The sequence below is a fragment of the Cellulomonas sp. FA1 genome, from assembly GCF_000986825.1.
Lineage (GTDB): Bacteria > Actinomycetota > Actinomycetes > Actinomycetales > Cellulomonadaceae > Cellulomonas > Cellulomonas iranensis.
The window spans coordinates 2,076,527-2,094,002 of record NZ_LBMY01000001.1; the positions used below are offsets into that span (position 1 = coordinate 2,076,527).

Genomic DNA, 17,476 nt, shown 5'->3' on the forward strand with positions numbered 1-17,476 from the left:
GCTCCCGGACCGCCCCGACCCTCGGGCCCGACGGCCCCGACCCCGCCCCTCCCCCGGAAGGCACCCGCATGTCCGCGCTGTTCTCCCCGCTGTCGATCCGTGGCACGACGTTCGCGCACCGCGTGTGGATGGCGCCGATGTGCCAGTACTCGGCGGCCGCCGACGGGCCGGACGCGGGTGCGCCGAACGCGTGGCACGTGCAGCACTACGGCTCGCGCGCGGTGGGCGGGGTCGCGCACGTGATCGTCGAGGCGACGGCCGTGACGGCGGACGGCCGCATCAGCCCGTTCGACCTGGGCCTGTGGGACGACGCGCAGGTCGCGGCGCACCGCACGGTGACCGACCTGGTGCACGCGCAGGGCGTGGTCGCGGGCGTGCAGCTCGCGCACGCGGGCCGCAAGGCCAGCACCGACGCGCCGTGGCGCGGCGGCAGCCCGCTCGCGGACGGTGCGGGCGGCTGGCCCGTCGTCGGGCCGAGCGCGGTGGCGTTCAGCGACACGCACCCGGCGCCGCACGCGCTGACGGTCGAGGAGATCGGGGACGTCGTGGCGGCCTTCGCGGACGCCGCACGCCGGGCGGTCGCCGCGGGGTACGACGTGGTCGAGGTGCACGCCGCTCACGGGTACCTGCTGCACCAGTTCTGCTCGCCGGACTCGAACGTGCGCGACGACGCGTACGGCGGCTCGTTCGAGAACCGCACGCGCCTGGTGCGCGAGGTCGTCACGGCGGTGCGCGCCGCGGTGCCGGACATGATGCCCGTGCTCGTACGGGTGTCCGCGACGGACTGGGTCGAGCCGGCCGGCTGGACGGGCGACGACACGGTGCGCCTCGCACGGGACCTCGCACCGCTGGGCGTCGACATGGTGCACGTGTCGTCGGGCGGCAACCTGCCGCACGTGCGCATCCCCACGGGCCCGGCGTACCAGGTGCCGCTCGCGGCGCGCGTGCGCGCCGAGGCGGGCGTGCCGACGGTCGCGGTGGGGCTCATCACGGACCCGCAGGACGCCGAGCGGGTCGTGGCCGACGGGTCCGCCGACGCGGTCGCGCTGGGTCGCCCGCTGCTCGCGGACCCGGCGTGGCCGCACCGCGCCGCCGCCGCCCTGGGCGCCGACCTCGCGCTCGCCCCGCAGTACGAGCGCGCCCGCTCCTTCCTTGCCTGAGCACGCGCCTGAGTCCTCGCCCGACCCGTGACGGGCCCCGGCTGCGGGCCACCCGCTGTCGCCGCCTACCCTGGCTCCGTGGCCTCGATCCTCGCCGTGTGCGTCGTGCACGCCCTCCGTCCTGACTCCGGCCCGGTGGGCGTCACCGCGATCGACAAGCGCCCGGTCGACGGCCCGGTGAAGGTGGGTCCGCTGGGGCTGTACGCGGACGTGCAGGCGGACCGCAAGCACCACGGCGGCGAGGCGCAGGCCGTGTACGCGTACGGGCAGGACGACGCCGACCACTGGGCGGCCGCGCTGGGCCGCGACCTGCCTGCGGGCTGGTTCGGCGAGAACCTGCGCGTCGCGGGGCTCGACCCGAACGCGGCGCGCGTCGGCGAGCGGTGGCACGTCGGCGACCGCGTCGTGCTCGAGGTGACGGGACCGCGGACGCCGTGCTCGACGTTCGCGCGCTGGGTCGGCGGCGACGACGAGCGCGGCTGGGTCAAGCGGTTCGCGCAGGAGCGCCGCGTGGGCGCGTACCTGCGGGTGGTGCAGCGGGGGCAGGTGCGCGCGGGCGACGCGGTGGTCGTCGAGCCCGGCCCCGCCGACGCGCCGACCGTGCGGGACCTCCTGCACGTCTGACGGCCTGCCCGCGTCACCCGTCCACGGTCGCCCACCCCGCGGACCGTGCGCGCATCCGCGCGCGCCGTCTCACGCCTCGACCGGTGACGCCTCCGCCACCCACCCGTCCGCGCCGACACTCCGTGCGACACACCGCCGTTCCCACCCTCCCGTGCGGGTGAAACGTTCCGGATGTCCTGGTACGCCCCCGCCGAATGGTTGAATCTTCTCTCATCGCCGTGCGTACCGAGCGCACGTCTCCCCCGGTGGAGAGGCCGGCGGCACGCCCGCCGGCGAGCGCAGCAGCCGACGACGCCCGCCCCTCGCGTCGCGCGCCCGCGCGGCCCCCGGGGCCGGGCCGGACGACGTGGGGACGAGGACGCATGAGCGACACGACGCAGGCCACGCAGCGACCCGTGCGCGCGTGGCAGGGCCTGGAGATCCCCGCCCCGGGCGCGTACGAGCTCGACGAGGCGCACAAGCGCGTCGGGTTCGTCGCGCAGCACATGATGGTCAGCCCGGTGCGCGGCGAGTTCGCGCGCGCGGCGGCCACCGTCGTGGTCGGCGACGACCCGCTCACGTCGTCGGTGCGCGCGATCATCGCGACCGAGAGCCTGACCACGCACCACGACGACCGCGACGCGCACCTCAAGGGCGAGGACTTCCTCGACGTCACGCGCTTCCCCACGATCGAGTTCCGCAGCACGGGCGTCACGTGGCAGGGCCAGCAGGACGCGATCCTGCAGTGGGCGCGGCTGCGCAACCGCAACGCCGACCGGCAGCGCGTCTCGGCCGACACGATCGAGCGGGCCGACCGGCACCGCTCGCGGTTCGACGTCACGGGCGACCTGCGGATCCGCGACGTGATGCGCCCCGTGACGCTGCGCATGGACTTCGGCGGGGCGCGGCGCGACCCGTACGGGCGCGACATCTTCGGGTTCCACGCGACCACGGAGATCGACCGCGAGGACTTCGGCCTCGTGTGGAACGTCGCGCTCGAGACGGGCGGCTGGCTCGTGGGCCGCACGGTCCGCATCGAGATCGCGGGCGAGGCGATCCGCCAGACCACCTGACGCCGGCGCGAGCCGGGACGCCGCGCCGCCCACGAGCCCCCCGCTCAGCTCGACCCGTCCGCCTTCGCCGGCGGGCACTCGCCCCCGGGCTCGGTGACGAGCTCGAAGTGCCACATCTCGTTGGCGTACGTCGTGCACAGGCCGTAGCGCGTGCCGTGCTGGGCGAGCCAGCTGTCGGCGTCGGTGTAACCGATGTCCACGGCGTCGCCCGTGACGTGGCGCGACAGCTCGGGCGTGCTGACCCACTTGCGGGCCTCCTCGAGGCTGCCGCGGGTCCGCACCGCCTCGTCCAGCAGGTGCTGCTGGTAGTGCGCGCTGCGCCAGCCCGACGTCACGACCATCTCGACGCCGCGCGCCCCGGCGTCGGTCGTCGCCTGCTCGACCGCGGCGCGCAGCGCGGGGTCGAGGTTCGCGATCGCGGGCAGGTGCGTGTCGAAGATCGTCACGCCGTCGCCGCGGTCGATGACGCCGTCCTCGACGCCGGGCTCCCGGTCGGGGTCGAGGTCGAGGTCGGGCTGCGGTGCGTCCCCCGCGGCGGACGGCACGCCGCCTCCAGGGGCTCCCGACGCGGCCGAGCCCAGCAGGCCCGCGCCCGTGAGGGCCCACGTGACCGCCACGACCACGACGACCACGGTCCCGACGAGCACGAGCGCGCGACGCCGACGAGTGGGGTTGTGCATGCGTTCCTCTCCGCACCGCCCTGGTCCGGGGGTGCGCACCGACTCCACCAGCGAGGACGTTGCGCGGGCGTGACGCGCGCAGCTCACGTTTCCGCAACACGGCCCGGCCTACGCTCGAGGTCCGGACGACGACCACGAGGGGGACGCGATGCGGGTGCTGGTCGTCGAGGACGAGCCGTTCCTCGCCGAGGCGCTGCAGGCGGGGCTGCGGCTCGAGGCGATCGCGGCGGACGTCGCGCTCGACGGCGACGACGCGCTCGAGCGGATCGCGGTGAACGACTACGACGTCGTGGTCCTGGACCGCGACCTGCCCGGCACGCACGGCGACGACGTGTGCCGCGTCGTGGCGCGCGACCACCCCGGCACGCGCGTGCTCATGCTCACGGCGGCCACCCGCCTGCAGGACAAGGTCGGCGGCTTCCGGCTGGGCGCCGACGACTACCTGACCAAGCCGTTCGAGCTCGCCGAGCTCGTGGTGCGGCTGCACGCGCTGTCGCGTCGGCCCGTGGCCGCGGCGCCGCCCGTGCTCGAGCACGCGGACCTGCGGCTCGACCCGTTCCGCCGCGAGGTGTACCGCGCGGGCCGGTACGTGCGGCTCACGCGCAAGCAGTTCGCGGTCCTGCACCTGCTCATGCAGGCCGACGGGGGCGTGGTCAGCGCCGAGACGTTGCTGGAGAAGGCGTGGGACGAGCACGCCGACCCCCTGACGACGGCGCCGCGCGTGACCGTCTCGACGCTGCGCAAGGCCCTGGGCGAGCCCGACCTCATCACGACCGTGCCCGGCGCCGGGTACCGCCTGGGCGGGGCGGACGCGTGACCGGCGCGCCCCCGCCCGTGCGCGTCAGCGCGCGGCTGCGGCTCGCGCTGAGCTACGCGCTGTTCCTCGTCGCGGCGGGCGCGATCCTGCTGCTCGGCGTGTACGTCGTGCTGCGCTACGTGCCGGACTACCCGCTCACGGCCGCGAACCCGCGCGACTCGGGCGGCACGGTGGTCGCGACCCGCGGCGAGATCCTGCAGGCCGTCGTCGGCGTGTCGGGCTTCGCGCTGGCAGCGCTCGCGATCGTCGGGATGGTGGGCGGCTGGCTGCTCGCGGGGTGGGTGCTGCGACCGCTGCAGCGCATCACCGAGGCCGTCCGCGTCGCCGCCGGCGACCGCGGCCACCGGGTCGCGCTGGGCGGCCGCAACGACGAGTTCCGGCAGGTCGCCGACGCGGTCGACCACATGCTCGACGAGCTGCACGCGGCCTACGAGGTGCAGGAGCGCTTCGCGGCGAACGCGTCGCACGAGCTGCGCACGCCGCTGGCCGTGACGGCGACGATGTTGGAGGTCGCCGCACGCGACCCCGAGGGCCAGGACTACCCGGTGCTGGTCGAGCGGCTGCGCGTGACGAACGCGCGCGCGATCACGCTCACCGAGGCGCTGCTGCGGCTCGCGGACGCGCAGGCCGTGGGCGCGGGTGCCGACGTCGTGGACCTCGCCGCGCTGGTCCGCGCGTCGCTCGCGGAGAACGCCGACGAGGCCGCGCGGCGCGGCGTCGCGGTGACGACGGCGCTCGCGCCGGCGCGGGTGGTGGGCGACCCGAGCCTGCTGGCGCAGCTCGTGACCAACCTCGTCCAGAACGCGCTGCGGCACAGCGGGACCGACGGGCGCGCGCACCTGACGACGACGACCGACCCGACCGACCGCACCGCCGTGCTCGCCGTCGGGACGACCGGCGCGGTGTTCACCCCCGAGGCCGCGGCGCGCCTCGTCGAGCCGTTCCTGCGCGGCGCGGGGCGTCTGGCGCGCGGCGCGGGCGGCCACGGGCTCGGGCTGGCGCTCGTGGACCGCATCGTCACGACGCACGACGGCACTCTCGACATCACGCCGCGCGCGGCCGGCGGGCTCGACGTCCGGGTCGCGCTCCCCGCCGCGCGGCCCTGAGTCGCGGAGGGGCGGCACGGAGGGACGCCGCGACGTGTCTCACCGACCCCGCCCGGCCCGTCGCGTCAGCCGCGCACGTCCACGACGTCGGCACCCGTCAGCGTCCCCGACAGCCCGCGCCGCCCGCGCGTGAACGGCACCGCGAGCACGGCGGCGACCACGAGCAGCGTCGCGAGCAGCCCGGCGAGCGAGCCGACGGGCCCGGGGACGCCGGGCACGTCGGCGAGCCCGTCGAGCACCCACCACGCCCCGCCGACGACGCCGGCGCGCGCGACCCGCTGCGCGACGCCGCCGACGCGCCCCGACCACCGTGGTCCCAGCCACACGACGCGCTGCCCCCACGACGCGCCGTCGCCCACGAACGGCGGCACCACGAACACCACGACCCACGGCACGGCGAGCCCGAGCACGGCCTCGACCCCGGGGTGCGTCCCGGGCTCCTGCCCGACGACGGCCTCGCCGACGCGCCACAGCGTCAGCAGCACCGTGGCCAGCGTCGTGGCGAGCGCCCAGTCGAGCAGCATGCCCGTCCAGCGCCGCCACACCGTGACGGGCCGGGGCTCGCGGCGCGCGGCCTCGAGCGCCTGCGCGCTGGGCACGACACGCAGCACGAGCGGCGCGACGAGCGCGCCGAGCAGCGCGCCGAGGGTGTTCATGAGCACGTCGTCGACGTCCGCGACGCGGTACGAGCACGGGATGATCCCGAAGATCCCCGTGTACTGCGTGGTCTCGATCAGCACCGACGCCGCGAGCCCGCTGAGGGTCGCGACGAGCACGCCGCGGCGCAGCAGCGCGCGCACGGCCACTCCCCACGGCACGAACAGCACGACGTTGAGCACGACCTGCAGCACCGCGGCCGACAGCAGCGTCGCGCGCACGCCGAGGCCGGCGGTGTCGGTGCGGATGTCGGCGAGGAACCCGAGGGGTCGCAGGTTGTGTCCCGCCGCGTGCTGCGCGCACCACTGCGCGAGGTCGCCCGTGGGCAGCGGCAGCAGCGTGTACGCGGCGAGCCCGACGGCGTACGTCGTGACCGCGGCGACCAGCAGCACGCGCCGCCCGGACAGCCGCCCGTAGCGGCGGTACTGCCACGCGACGACGGGCAGGAAGATCGCCGCGAACAGCAGCGTCCCGCCGATGACCCCCACGTACGCCGGCCACGTCCACGCCTCGCGCACGCGGTCCTCCGTCCCGTCCGGCGGCTACGCGCCGAGCGCGACCGCGATGAGCAGCATCGTCACGAGGAACCCCGTGAGCAGGTTGAGCCACAGGAAGGTACGCCAGCCCGCGTTGGCCCGCTCGCACGTCTCGTCGGTCACCCGCCGGAACCGCCACGTGCTCACGGCGTACGGCAGCGGCAGCAGCGCGGCGAGCACGCCGGGCCACGGCAGCGCGAGCAGCAGCAGCGCCGCGAGGACGTACGCGCCGGTCGCGGCGAGCACCGTGGGGCGCGCACCGAGCACGGTCGCGACCGACCCGATGCCGCCCGCGCGGTCGGCCTGCACGTCCTGCACGGCGCCGAACGCGTGCGAGGCCATGCCCCACAGCAGGAACGCGACGAGCACGGGCCACGTGGTGCGCGCCGTCAGGTCGGCGCCGGCGAGCACCAGCGCGTACAGCAGCGGCCCCACGAAGTGCACGGACGACGACAGCGAGTCCAGGACGGGCCGCTCCTTGAACCGCAGCCGCGGCGCCGAGTACGCGACGACGTCGAGCAGCACGACGAGCAGCACGACGCCCGCGAGCGGCGACCCGAGCGCGAGCAGCCACACCACGAACGGCACGGTCGTCAGCAGGCAGGCCCACAGGATCCGGCGGTGCACGGCACGCGCCCGCTCGGGTGCGACCAGACCGCCCTCGATGCCACCCTTGCGGGGGTTGGCCAGGTCCGACGCGTAGTCGAACACGTCGTTGATCCCGTACATCAACAGGTTGTACGGGATCAGGAAGAACAGCGTCCCGACGACGAGCCGGACGTCGACCAGTCCGTCGGTGACCATGAGCCACCCGGCGGCGAACGGGTAGGCGGTGTTCACCCAGGAGAACGGCCGCGAGGCCGCGAGCACCTCGCGCATCAGCCGGCGACCTCGTCGTCACGCCCCGCGGGCGGTGGAACGGCGGGCGTCGTCGTGGCCGGCGCCGTCGTGGCGCCACGGGCGCGCGACGACGTGCGCGGCGAGCGCCCGAGCAGCACCCACAGCACGGGCACGAACACCGCGGCCGCGATCGCGTACGCGAAGTCCTCGAGCGGCGCGCCCCACACGTACACGCCGAGGATCTTGTCGGTCGCGTACTCGTACAGGCCGACGTCGATCATGATCGTGTCGAACACCATCGTCAGCAGGCACACGTGCACGCTCGCCCACAGCAGCGGCCACCCGCGCATCCGCCGCAGCACGGGCCACGACACGGCCGTGAGCGCCACGAGCACCAGCACGTTCATGACGATGTTGGTCACGCGGCGCCTCCCACGTCGTCGGGACGCCTGGAGCGGCCCGCGTCGTCGGCCTCCGCGAGCGCGCGCCGCCCGGCCGCCCGCTGCGCGGCCGACACGTCGAACCACCGCCACAGCAGCAGGCCCACGTAGCACAGCAGCGTGAGGAAGAACGCCTCCTCGAGCGGGAGCTCGGGCGCGAGCAGCACGCCGGTCATGTGCGGCGAGTCCCCGCGCGCGAAGATGCCGAGCGCGAGCCCCGCGAGGTCCCACAGCAGGAACCCGACCACGCCCAGCCCGACGGTCCACGCCGAGCGCCGGGCGTCGTACCAGAACGCGAGCCGGAACCGCCGGTCGAGCAGCGCGAGCCCGCCCAGCGAGACCGCGAGCGCGCCGAGGTAGGCGAACCCGATCACGCGCGCACCCCGCCCCGGCGGACGTCGTCACGGCCCGCGGCGACGCGCGACCAGAGGCCGCGCGGCAGGCCCGCACCCAGGTAGCCGGGGCGCAGCGGTGCGGGCAGCGGGCGGCCGGACGTCTCGCCCAGCAGTCGCTTGGCGACGAGCTCGGCGCCGATGAGCACCATCGGCAGCCCGACGCCGGGCACGGTGCCGCCGCCGACGTGCAGCACGTTCGGCACGCGGTGCGACGCGACGCCGGGCCGGAACATCGCCGACTGGCGCAGCGTGTGCTCCATGCCGAGCGCGGTGCCGCGCCACGCGGACATGTCGCGCGCGAAGTCCGCGGGCCCGACGACCCGGCGCAGCACGGTGCGCTCGCGCAGGTCACGGATCCCCGCCCACGACGCGAGCTGGTCGAGGTACCGGTCGGCGTGCGCGTCGAGCTCGCCGGGACGCGTGCCGATCGCCGGGTCGGCGGGGAACGGCACGAGCACGAAGAGGTTCTCGTGGCCCGCGGGGGCGGCGGTCGGGTCGGACGCGGTCGTGCGCGACACGTACAGCGACGCGACGTCGGGCACGTGCAGCCCCGACGGCGGCGTCGAGCGCCCCGGCCCGAGGATCGCGTCGAAGTTGCCCGGCCAGTCGCGCGTGAAGAACAGCGAGTGGTGCGCGAGCTCGGGCAGCTCGCCGCGCACGCCCGCCATGACGAGCAGCGCCGAGATCCCGGGGCCGCGGCGGTCCCACACGTCGGCGGGCAGGTCGGCGTGGGCGGGGTCGAGCAGCGCGGTCTCGGTGTGGTGCCGGTCGGCCGCGGACACGACGACGTCGGCCGCCAGCCGGGTGCCGTCGGCCAGCAGCACGGCGCGCGCGGTGCCCCGGCGGCGCGGCTCGCGCGGCGTGCGGGGCGCGTCCTCGACCTCGATGCCGACGACGTCGGCACCCGTGCGCACGACGACGCCCTCCTCGACCGCGACCTTCTCGAGCGCCTCGACGAGCGTGTACATGCCGCCGCGCGGGTAGTAGACGCCCTCGCCGAGGTCGAGGTGGCTCATGAGGGAGTACAGCGCGGGGACCCGGTAGGGCGAGGACCCGAGGAAGACGGCGTGGTAGCCGAGCACCTGCCGCAGCACGGGGTGCTCGACCGTGCGCGCGATCCGGGCGGCGAGCGGCTCGGTCAGCAGGCGCGCGAGCGTGCCCGTGCGGCGCAGCACGACGGTGGACAGCGCGCGGTCGGGACGCTCGAAGGTCGTGTACAGGAAGTGGTCGAGCGCGGTGCGGTAGGCCTCTCCCGCGTCGTCGACGTAGCGTCGGATCGCGGCGCCCGCACCCGGCTCGAGCGCGTCGAACGTCGCGGCGTTCGCCTCGGGGTCCGCGACCACCTCGAACGGGTCGACGCCCTGCCCGGGCTCGGGGAACAGCCGGTACGCGGGGTCGAGCCGCTGCAGCTCGACGTGGTCCGCGAGGTCGCGGCCGAGCAGCGCGAACGTGTGCTCGAACACCTCGGGCATGAACCACCAGGACGGCCCGGTGTCGAACCGGAACCCGTCCTGCTCCCACGTGCCGGCGCGGCCGCCGAGCCGGTCGTGGCGCTCCAGCAGCGTGACCTGCGCGCCGCCCCGGGCCAGCAGCGCGGCGGTCGCGAGTCCGCCGACGCCCCCGCCGACCACGACGACGTGCACGGGCGCGTGCGCGCTCACCGGGCCACCGCCCGTCGCACGCGCCGCACGGGGCCCGCCTGCCGCACGCGGTCGCCCGCCTCGTCGGCCAGCACTCCCCCGACGGCCCGCGCGACGACGAGCGCCTTGACCGGGCCGGGCACGCGCACGCGCCGCTCGCGCAGCACCTCGACCGGCGTGGCGGCGAGGTCGGCCAGCAGCCGGTCGTACAGGCCGGTGGTCGCGGCCACGGCGCACCGGGCGCGGGTCGGCAGCAGCGGCAGCGCGGCGCGCGCACGCGCGAGGTCCCCCGCGATCTCGTCGAGCACGGCCCGCACGTCGTCCTCCGTCAGGTGCGCCGGGTCGACGCCCGGCAGGTAGGCGCGGCCCAGGTCGCCGGAGTCGGCGGCGAGGTCCCGCAGGAAGTTGATCTTCTGGAACGCGGCGCCGAGCGCGCGCGCACCGGCCACCGCCTCGGGCGCGGGGTCGACGCGCGGGTCGCCGGGGCGGCGCTCCGCGTCGAGGAACACGCGCAGGCACATGACGCCGACCACCTCGGCGGACCCGTAGACGTACCGCTCGTAGCTCTCGCGGTCGTGCGTGCGGACCGTGAGGTCGGCGCGCATCGACGCGAAGAACGGGTCGATCTCGGCGTGGCCGATGCCGGTGCGGCGCGCGGTGCGCGCGAACGCGTGCACGACGACGTTCGTCGAGTAGCCGGTGCGCAGCGCGCGGGCGACCTGCTCCTCGAGCTCGTCGAGCTCGGCGCCGGCGTCGGGGCCGCGGTAGGTGTCGACGACCTCGTCCGCGAGGCGCACGAGCGCGTAGACCGCCTCGATGTCGCGCCGCGCGCGGCCGCCGAGCAGCCGCGTGCCCAGCCCGAAGGATGTGGAGTAGGCGCGCAGCACCACGGCGCTCGCCCGTGTCGCGGTCGTGTCGTACAGGACCTGGCCGGTGGGGGCCGTGCGCATGTCGTGCGTCCTCGTCTCGGGGCGGGTCGTGCGGGTGGTGCGGTCCTGCTGCGGCGGGCCGGTCGGCTCGGCGGCCGGGCTCAGCGCTCGCGCCCGGCCAGGTCGTCGACCACGCCGTGCAGGTACGTGGCCAGCGGTTCCGGCAGGGTCGTGGCGAGCGTACGCGCGATGTCGGCGTGGCGGGCGGCCGACGTGCGGACGGCCTCGACGGCACCGGTCGCGTGCAGCACGTCGCGCACCGCGTCGGCGCCGTCGTCGTCGAGGTCCGGGCGTCCGACGTGCGCGTCGAGCACCGCGGTCTGGGCGGTGTCGGCGCGCCGGTACGCGATCCGCAGGAGCTCGGTGCGCTTGCCCTCGCGCAGGTCGGAGAGCACGGACTTGCCGGTGACCTCCGGGTCGCCGACCGCGCCGAGCTCGTCGTCGACGAGCTGGTAGGCGACGCCGAGCGCGGTGCCGACGTCGGCGAGCACGGCCCGCGCACCGGGCGCGGCGCCGGCCAGCACGGCGCCGGACTCGAGCGGCACGCGGAACGAGTACACCGCGGTCTTGAGCTCGGCGACGAGCAGCGCGTCGACGTCGGCGGGTGCCGCGAGCGCGCCGCGCACGTCGAGGAGCTCGCCGCCGACGGTCGTGCCGACGCCGTCGGCCAGCAGGCGCAGCAGCTCGGGCAGGGCGCCGGGCGCGGCGGGTGCGGCACCCGCGAGCAGGCCGAACGCGTGCGCGAGCGCGGCGTCCCCGGCGAGCAGCGCACCGGCCACGGCCTGCTGACCGGCCGCGGCGGGGCCGTGGCCCTGCGCCGCGACGCGTGCGCGCGTGCGCCCGGCGACGTTCGCGCGGCCGCGGCGCACCTCGTCGTGGTCGAGCAGGTCGTCGTGCACGAGCATCGCGGTGTGCAGCAGCTCGTGCGCGGCCGCGAGGTGCGCGGCGGCGCCGAGGTCGGTGCCGCCGAGTCCGAGGTAGGCGGCGGCCGCGAGCCGGGGGCGCATGAGCTTGCCGCCGAGCACGGCGTCGAGGTCGCCCCAGAGCTCGCCGCACGCGGGGTCCTCGGCGGCGGCGCGCGTGCGCTGGGACGCGAGGACGTCGCGCAGCAGGTGCTCGGCCGCGACGGTCACGTGCTCGACGCCGTGGGCGAGGAGCGCACCGTGCGCTCCCCCCTGGGCAGCGGCGTCGTCGTCGGGGAGGATCGGGTGACCGGCGCTGCACCGGTGGACGTCGCCCTGGCTCACGTGCTCCCCTCCCTGCCGTCCCGCCTGCGGAATCCTCAGCGTACTGAGCATCTTCCGCGCCGCCACCGGAAGCGCGGGTGGATCCCGCCCCTCGACGCCGATGTCGGAAGTTGTTCGAATCTGTTGCCTTGTGTTCGATCACGTCGCTATGCTCGCCGCATGACATGGCTGGTGACAGGTGGGGCCGGGTACATCGGGGCGCACGTGGTGCGCGCGTTCCAGGACGCGGCGAGCGGCACGGGGGACGCCACACTGGCCCCCGTCGTGCTCGACGACCTCTCGAGCGGGCACGCCGAGTTCGTGCCCGCGGGCGTGCCGCTCGTGCGCGCGTCCGTCGTCGACACCGCGGCCGTGCGCGCGGCGCTCGTCGAGCACGCCGTCACGGGCGTCGTGCACCTCGCAGGCTTCAAGTACGCGGGCGTCTCCGTGCAGCGACCGCTGCACACGTACGAGCAGAACGTCACCGGCACCGCGCACCTGCTGGCCGCGATGGCCGACGCGGGCGTCGGGCAGATCGTGTTCTCGTCGTCGGCGGCGGTCTACGGCACGCCCGACGTCGACGTCGTCACCGAGACGACCGCCACCGCCCCCGAGTCCCCCTACGGCGAGTCCAAGCTGATCGGCGAGTGGCTGCTGCGCGACCAGGGCGTCGCCACCGGGCTGCGCCACACCTCGCTGCGGTACTTCAACGTCGTCGGCTCGGGCTCCCCCGACCTCTACGACTCGTCCCCGCACAACCTCTTCCCGCTCGTGCTCGACGCGATCACCGCCGGCCGCACGCCCCGCGTCAACGGCGACGACTACCCGACGCCCGACGGCACGTGCGTGCGCGACTACGTGCACGTCGCCGACCTCGCCGTCTCGCACGTCGCGGCCGCCCGTGCGCTCGCCGCCGACCGGCCGCTCGAGCGCGTCTACAACCTCGGCTCGGGCGACGGCCTGTCGGTCGCCCAGATCATGACGACCGTCGCGCGGGTCACCGGCGTCGACTTCACGCCCGAGGTCGGGCCGCGCCGGCCCGGCGACCCCGCGCGCATCGTCGCGTCGGGCGAGGCGGCGGCGCGCGACCTCGACTGGGTCATGCGCCACACGCCCGAGCAGATGGTCGCGAGCGCCTGGGACGCGCACCGCCGCGCCCGGGGCTGAGCGGCCCCGACACCCCGGTCAGCGCGGCGCGGGCTCGAGCGCCTGCAGGCGCGGCAGCTCGGCCGCGAGCCGCTCGAGCTCGCGCTCGTCGCCCGCGTAGACGCCCGACGGCCGCGGCCAGTGCAGCACGACGTCGCCGAACCCGAGGGCCGCCGCACGCTCGACGCCCTCGACCGCGAGCGCGGCCGACGTCAACGAGAACCGCGGCGCGCCGTCGAGGCTCAGCCAGCGACCCACGGGGCGCCCGTCCGCGACCTCGTCGAACGCGTCGACCATGCGCGCGAGGCCGCCCCACCAGGACTCCTGCGCGGCCGCCTCGTCGACACCGTCCCCGACGCCCGTGCCCGGCCCGTACGTCGCCCAGCCCTGCCCGTACCGGGCCGCGAGCCCCATGGTCCGCGGGCCGTTGGCGGCGACGACGAACGGTGTGCGCGGCCGCGCGATCGTGCCCGGCACCATGCGCGCCGCGTGCGCCTCGTAGAACGCGCCGACGTGCTCGGTCACGGGCTGCGTGAGGAGCGCGTCGAGGACCTCGAGGAACTCGGCGAAGCGGCGCGTGCGCTCGCCGCGGGTCGGCGCAGGGCCGAGCACGCCGGCGTCCCAGCCCTCGCCGCCCGCGCCGACGCCCAGCACGAACCTCCCGCCCGACACGTCGTCGAGCCCCATGACGTCCTTGGCGAAGGGCACGGGGTGGCGGAAGTTCGGCGACGCGACCCACGTGCCGAGCCCGATCCGCTCGGTGACGGCCGCGGCCGCGGCGAGCAGCGGGACCGTCGCGAACCACGGCTCGTCGGCGAGGTCGCGCCACGCGAGGTGGTCGTACGTCCACGCGTGGTCGAAGCCCATCTGCTCGACGCGCTGCCAGCGCTCGCGCTGCACGGACCACCGCTCCTGCGGCAGCAGGACCACCCCGACTCGCACCATGCGGCCACGCTAGCCGGGCCGCAGCACGCGCCGTGGCGTCACGGTCACCGGCCCCGGCATGACAGCCGCCCGTGACAGACGTCGTCACGCGCCCGTAGGCTCGGGCGCATGGACCTCGAGGTCCGGCACCTGCGCACCGTCGCCACGGTCGCCTCCCTCGGCAGCATCACGAAGGCCGCCGCGGCGCTCGGGATCGCGCAGCCGGCACTGAGCGCTCAGCTCTCCCGCATCGACCGCGCGCTCGGCGGACCCGTCTTCGTGCGGGACCACCGCGGCGTGCGCCCGACCCCCCTCGGCATGCTCGTGCTCGACCGCGCGAGCACGCTGCTGCCGGCGGTCGACGCGCTCCTGCAGGACGCACGGCGCGTCGCGTCGGGCGACCCGGCGCCGACGCTGCGCGTGACGTCCGCGGGCTCGGCGCTCGCGGGCCGGTTCGTCGCGCGGCTCGCGCGCGGGGGTGCGACGCCGCCGACGCTGCGCGCGGCAGGAGAGTGCTGCCGCGCCGCCGACGAGCTCTCCGCCGGCGCGCACGACGTGGTGCTGGCCGGGATGTGCGGGGACGCGCTGCCGCCGGGGACGCCCGGCGTGCACTGGCGGCTGGTCGGGACGGACGCGGTGCACGTGCTCGTGCGCGACGACCACGCGTGCGGCGACGAGGCGGACCTCGCCGAGCTCGCGGGCGAGCGCTGGGTCAAGGGCGCCGGTGACAGCTGCTTCGCGGCGTGCTTCCTGCGGGCGTGCGCACGGGCGGGCTTCGCGCCGCCGACGCCGAGCGAGTGCGACCGTGCGACGGGTCTCGAGCTCGTGCGCGCCGGGGCCGCGGTGGCCCTCGCGCAGCCCTTCGGCGCCCTGCCGCCGGGGGTCCGCCCGGTCGCGCTGCGGGGCGCGCCGTTGACGTGGTCGACGTGGCTGGGCGTGCACGACGACGCCCCCGAGGGTCTGCGCACGCGTCTGCTGGCGGCGGCACGGGACGCCCGTCGCGACGAGCTGGCGGGCCTCGCCGCGCGTCGTCGCGACGGCTCCGAGACGGCTGCCGGGCGCGACGCACGCCCGGCGGTATGACCCAAGAGTGATGTCTGCCTCGACGGGAGTCACTGCTTAGTGTGACTGTCACGGTCACCACCGACTCGAGAGGCAGCCCCATGAGCACACCCGCACGCACCCGCCGCGCCGCGGCGGTCGGCGCCGCCGCGCTGGCACTCCTCCTCGCCCCGCTGGTCGCCCCCGCGACGGCCGCGCCGCAACCGGCCGCGGCCCCCTCCGCCGACCTGCCCGCGGGCATGGTCGACGCGCTCGAGCGGGACCTCGGCGTCCCGCGGGCCGAGGCGTCGCAGCGCCTGTCGTTCCAGGCCGACGCCGCCACCAAGGTCCGCACGCTCACGCAGGCGCTCGGCACGTCGTACGCCGGCTCGTGGGTCGACCCCGCCGCCGGCACCGTGCACGTCGCCACGACCACGCCCGACAAGGTGCGCGGCCCCATGGCGTCCGGCGTCACCACCGTCGCCGTGGACCGCACGCTCGCCGACCTCGAGGGGCTCGGCGCACGCCTCGACGCCGCCGGACTGCCCGCCGACGTCGCGACCTGGTACGTCGACGTCACCACCAACAAGGTCGTCGTCGAGGCCGTGGGCGCGTCCACCGACGCGGCGGCCGGGCTCGTCGCCGCGGCGGGCGTCCCCGCCGACGCCGTCACCCTCACCACCTCGCCCGACGCGCCGTCGACGTTCGCCGACGTCATCGGCGGCAACGCGTACTACATCAACCAGACGTCGCGCTGCTCGGTCGGGTTCGCCGTGCAGGGCGGGTTCGTCACCGCGGGGCACTGCGGACGCACGGGCGCGACGACCACGTCGCCCAGCGGCACGTTCCGCGGCTCGTCGTTCCCGGGCAACGACTACGCGTGGGTCCAGGTCGGGTCGGGCGACACCCCCCGCGGCCTGGTCAACAACTACGCGGGCGGCACCGTGCGGGTCACCGGGTCGCAGCAGGCCGCGGTCGGCGCGTACGTCTGCCGGTCGGGCAGCACGACGGGCTGGCGCTGCGGCACCGTGCAGGCCTACAACGCGTCGGTCCGCTACGCCGAGGGCACCGTCTCGGGCCTCATCCGCACCAACGTCTGCGCCGAGCGCGGCGACTCGGGCGGCTCGCTCGTCGCGGGCACGCAGGCCCAGGGCGTCACGTCGGGCGGGTCGGGCAGCTGCAGCACCGGCGGGACGACGTATTTCCAGCCGGTCAACGAGATCCTCCAGGCGTACGGCCTGCGGCTGCTCACCAGCTGACGGACGCGTGCGGGCGGGGGCGGTCGTGGAGGGCGACCGCCCCCGCCCCCTCACGTGCGGCGCGGCTCAGCCCCAGCCGAGCGCGTGCAGCCGGTCGTCGTCGATCCCGAAGTGGTGCGCGACCTCGTGCACCACCGTGATCGCGACCTCCTCGACGACCTCGTCACGGTCCTCGCAGATCGCGAGCGTCGGGTTGCGGTAGACGAAGATCCGGTCCGGCAGCGACCCCGCGGCCCAGAACTCGCCGCGCTCGGTGAGCGGGGTGCCCTCGTACAGACCGAGCAGGTCGGGGTCGTCGGCGGGGGCGTCGTCCTCGACGAGCACGACGACGTTGTCCATCATCGCGGCGAGCTCCTCCGGGATCTCGTCCAGCGCGTCGCGCACCGCGTCCTCGAACTCCTCGCGCGTCATCTCGACCACGGGCTCATCCTGCCTGGTCACGCGCGCGCCGGCAGGGCGCGAGCACGTCCGCGACGGGCGGCGCGAGGATCGTTTTGGCGATCGGCCGCAGACCCCGTATGGTTATCACCGGTCTTCCGACGCCTCGACGTCCGGGGCGGACACCCGCCCTCATCGTCTAGCGGCCTAGGACCCCGCCCTTTCACGGCGGTAGCACGGGTTCGAATCCCGTTGGGGGTACGAGCAGTGCAGCAGGATCAGCAGGAAGCTTCACGACGGCCTCGGTCGTCACGAGGCCCCGTAGCGCAGTTGGTTAGCGCGCCGCCCTGTCACGGCGGAGGTCGCGGGTTCAAGTCCCGTCGGGGTCGCTGCGAGGGCCGACCGAGAGGTCGGCTCCCTCGTATCGAGGCTCTGTAGCTCAGTTGGTAGAGCGTTCGACTGAAAATCGAAAGGTCACCGGATCGACGCCGGTCGGAGCCACACCACACCGAAGACCCCCGGGCGGACGCCCGGGGGTCTTCGCGTCTCTCCGCGCACCGCGCCGCCGGGAGTCGACGCCGCGCCGCGGGTCCGCCGCCCGCCCCGCTCGACACCCGAGCTCCCCC

The 17,476-nt window shown here is 75.9% G+C and carries 18 protein-coding genes and 3 tRNA genes; 11 read left to right on the forward strand and 10 right to left on the reverse strand.

Features of this window, described 5'->3' with window-relative positions; genetic code table 11:
* Positions 1 to 68 precede the first annotated feature (68 nt).
* The 3 genes from GY42_RS09365 to GY42_RS09375 all read left to right on the forward strand — a co-directional run bounded on the left by GY42_RS09365 (position 69) and on the right by GY42_RS09375 (position 2,836).
* Positions 69 to 1,160: an NADH:flavin oxidoreductase/NADH oxidase gene (locus GY42_RS09365; protein ID WP_046529135.1), complete on the forward strand. Its 1,092-nt coding sequence runs from the start codon at positions 69 to 71 to the stop codon at positions 1,158 to 1,160.
* A gap of 78 nt (positions 1,161 to 1,238) precedes the next feature.
* Positions 1,239 to 1,784 (forward strand): MOSC domain-containing protein, encoded by a 546-nt coding sequence (locus tag GY42_RS09370; RefSeq protein ID WP_046529136.1) that lies wholly within the window; start codon positions 1,239 to 1,241, stop codon positions 1,782 to 1,784.
* Positions 1,785 to 2,146: 362 nt separating this feature from the next.
* Complete coding sequence (locus GY42_RS09375) at positions 2,147 to 2,836, forward strand: YceI family protein (protein ID WP_046529137.1); 690 nt, start codon at positions 2,147 to 2,149, stop codon at positions 2,834 to 2,836.
* Between the two features lie 44 nt (positions 2,837 to 2,880).
* Here GY42_RS09375 and GY42_RS09380 read toward each other — a convergent pair whose 3' ends face one another.
* A complete protein-coding gene (locus tag GY42_RS09380) occupies positions 2,881 to 3,516 on the reverse strand; it encodes a M15 family metallopeptidase (protein ID WP_046529138.1) in 636 nt (211 codons plus the stop codon).
* 148 nt (positions 3,517 to 3,664) lie between these two features.
* Here GY42_RS09380 and GY42_RS09385 point away from each other — a divergent pair, with 148 nt between their 5' ends.
* Both GY42_RS09385 and GY42_RS09390 read left to right on the forward strand, forming a co-directional pair.
* Entirely contained in the window at positions 3,665 to 4,333 is a 669-nt protein-coding gene (locus GY42_RS09385; RefSeq protein WP_046529139.1) for a response regulator transcription factor, read from the forward strand.
* Positions 4,330 to 5,439, forward strand: coding sequence for a sensor histidine kinase (locus GY42_RS09390; RefSeq protein ID WP_046529140.1), 1,110 nt, complete (start codon positions 4,330 to 4,332; stop codon positions 5,437 to 5,439). Before GY42_RS09385 ends, GY42_RS09390 begins: the two co-directional genes overlap by 4 nt.
* A gap of 65 nt (positions 5,440 to 5,504) precedes the next feature.
* Here GY42_RS09390 and GY42_RS09395 read toward each other — a convergent pair whose 3' ends face one another.
* The 7 genes from GY42_RS09395 to GY42_RS09425 form a co-directional block, all read right to left on the reverse strand.
* On the reverse strand, positions 5,505 to 6,614 hold the full coding sequence (locus GY42_RS09395) for a VanZ family protein (RefSeq protein WP_046529141.1): 1,110 nt from the start codon (positions 6,612 to 6,614) through the stop codon (positions 5,505 to 5,507).
* A gap of 24 nt (positions 6,615 to 6,638) precedes the next feature.
* Positions 6,639 to 7,511 carry a prenyltransferase gene (locus tag GY42_RS09400; protein ID WP_046529142.1) on the reverse strand — a complete coding sequence of 291 codons (873 nt, stop codon included), beginning with the start codon at positions 7,509 to 7,511 and terminating at the stop codon, positions 6,639 to 6,641.
* Positions 7,511 to 7,894, reverse strand: a complete 384-nt coding sequence (locus GY42_RS09405) for a lycopene cyclase domain-containing protein (RefSeq protein ID WP_152667260.1) — start codon at positions 7,892 to 7,894, stop codon at positions 7,511 to 7,513. Before GY42_RS09405 ends, GY42_RS09400 begins: the two co-directional genes overlap by 1 nt.
* On the reverse strand, positions 7,891 to 8,286 hold the full coding sequence (locus tag GY42_RS09410) for a lycopene cyclase domain-containing protein (protein WP_052748285.1): 396 nt from the start codon (positions 8,284 to 8,286) through the stop codon (positions 7,891 to 7,893). Before GY42_RS09410 ends, GY42_RS09405 begins: the two co-directional genes overlap by 4 nt.
* Positions 8,283 to 9,968, reverse strand: coding sequence for a phytoene desaturase family protein (crtI, locus tag GY42_RS09415; RefSeq protein ID WP_082131445.1), 1,686 nt, complete (start codon positions 9,966 to 9,968; stop codon positions 8,283 to 8,285). Before crtI ends, GY42_RS09410 begins: the two co-directional genes overlap by 4 nt.
* Entirely contained in the window at positions 9,965 to 10,897 is a 933-nt protein-coding gene (locus GY42_RS09420; protein WP_046529143.1) for a phytoene/squalene synthase family protein, read from the reverse strand. The genes crtI and GY42_RS09420 overlap by 4 nt, the downstream gene beginning before the upstream one ends.
* 80 nt (positions 10,898 to 10,977) lie before the next feature.
* Complete coding sequence (locus GY42_RS09425) at positions 10,978 to 12,123, reverse strand: polyprenyl synthetase family protein (RefSeq protein WP_052748286.1); 1,146 nt, start codon at positions 12,121 to 12,123, stop codon at positions 10,978 to 10,980.
* A 159-nt stretch (positions 12,124 to 12,282) separates the two neighbouring features.
* Between GY42_RS09425 and galE the strand changes: the two genes are divergently transcribed.
* Positions 12,283 to 13,269 carry a UDP-glucose 4-epimerase GalE gene (galE, locus tag GY42_RS09430; protein ID WP_046529144.1) on the forward strand — a complete coding sequence of 329 codons (987 nt, stop codon included), beginning with the start codon at positions 12,283 to 12,285 and terminating at the stop codon, positions 13,267 to 13,269.
* Between the two features lie 18 nt (positions 13,270 to 13,287).
* Here the strand turns inward: galE and GY42_RS09435 are convergent, their stop codons facing one another.
* Positions 13,288 to 14,193, reverse strand: coding sequence for an LLM class flavin-dependent oxidoreductase (locus GY42_RS09435; protein ID WP_046529145.1), 906 nt, complete (start codon positions 14,191 to 14,193; stop codon positions 13,288 to 13,290).
* 108 nt (positions 14,194 to 14,301) lie between these two features.
* Between GY42_RS09435 and GY42_RS09440 the strand changes: the two genes are divergently transcribed.
* Both GY42_RS09440 and GY42_RS09445 read left to right on the forward strand, forming a co-directional pair.
* A complete protein-coding gene (locus tag GY42_RS09440) occupies positions 14,302 to 15,255 on the forward strand; it encodes a LysR family transcriptional regulator (RefSeq protein ID WP_052748287.1) in 954 nt (317 codons plus the stop codon).
* Between the two features lie 80 nt (positions 15,256 to 15,335).
* Entirely contained in the window at positions 15,336 to 16,472 is a 1,137-nt protein-coding gene (locus GY42_RS09445) for a S1 family peptidase (RefSeq protein ID WP_046529146.1), read from the forward strand.
* A gap of 66 nt (positions 16,473 to 16,538) precedes the next feature.
* Here GY42_RS09445 and GY42_RS09450 read toward each other — a convergent pair whose 3' ends face one another.
* On the reverse strand, positions 16,539 to 16,883 hold the full coding sequence (locus GY42_RS09450; protein WP_046530773.1) for a metallopeptidase family protein: 345 nt from the start codon (positions 16,881 to 16,883) through the stop codon (positions 16,539 to 16,541).
* 155 nt (positions 16,884 to 17,038) lie between these two features.
* On the opposite strand from GY42_RS09450, the gene GY42_RS09455 reads away from it, so the two are divergent.
* From GY42_RS09455 to GY42_RS09465, 3 genes are all read left to right on the forward strand, one after another.
* Positions 17,039 to 17,111, forward strand: a tRNA-Glu gene (locus GY42_RS09455).
* Positions 17,112 to 17,165: 54 nt separating this feature from the next.
* Positions 17,166 to 17,239 (forward strand) — tRNA-Asp (locus tag GY42_RS09460).
* Positions 17,240 to 17,278: 39 nt separating this feature from the next.
* Positions 17,279 to 17,351: transfer RNA gene (locus GY42_RS09465), tRNA-Phe, on the forward strand.
* The last annotated feature ends 125 nt before the right edge of the window (positions 17,352 to 17,476 follow it).

Bases quoted from the DNA above. Each gene is read 5' to 3' on its own strand.
- GY42_RS09365 (WP_046529135.1), top strand. From the start codon at position 69: ATGTCCGCGCTGTTCTCCCCGCTGTCGATCCGTGGCACGACGTTCGCG.
- GY42_RS09375 (WP_046529137.1), top strand. From the start codon at position 2,147: ATGAGCGACACGACGCAGGCCACGCAGCGACCCGTGCGCGCGTGGCAG.
- GY42_RS09380 (WP_046529138.1), bottom strand. From the start codon at position 3,516: ATGCACAACCCCACTCGTCGGCGTCGCGCGCTCGTGCTCGTCGGGACC.
- GY42_RS09385 (WP_046529139.1), top strand. From the start codon at position 3,665: ATGCGGGTGCTGGTCGTCGAGGACGAGCCGTTCCTCGCCGAGGCGCTG.
- GY42_RS09400 (WP_046529142.1), bottom strand. From the start codon at position 7,511: ATGCGCGAGGTGCTCGCGGCCTCGCGGCCGTTCTCCTGGGTGAACACC.
- GY42_RS09420 (WP_046529143.1), bottom strand. From the start codon at position 10,897: ATGCGCACGGCCCCCACCGGCCAGGTCCTGTACGACACGACCGCGACA.
- galE (WP_046529144.1), top strand. From the start codon at position 12,283: ATGACATGGCTGGTGACAGGTGGGGCCGGGTACATCGGGGCGCACGTG.
- GY42_RS09435 (WP_046529145.1), bottom strand. From the start codon at position 14,193: ATGGTGCGAGTCGGGGTGGTCCTGCTGCCGCAGGAGCGGTGGTCCGTG.
- GY42_RS09440 (WP_052748287.1), top strand. From the start codon at position 14,302: ATGGACCTCGAGGTCCGGCACCTGCGCACCGTCGCCACGGTCGCCTCC.
- GY42_RS09445 (WP_046529146.1), top strand. From the start codon at position 15,336: ATGAGCACACCCGCACGCACCCGCCGCGCCGCGGCGGTCGGCGCCGCC.
- GY42_RS09450 (WP_046530773.1), bottom strand. From the start codon at position 16,883: ATGACGCGCGAGGAGTTCGAGGACGCGGTGCGCGACGCGCTGGACGAG.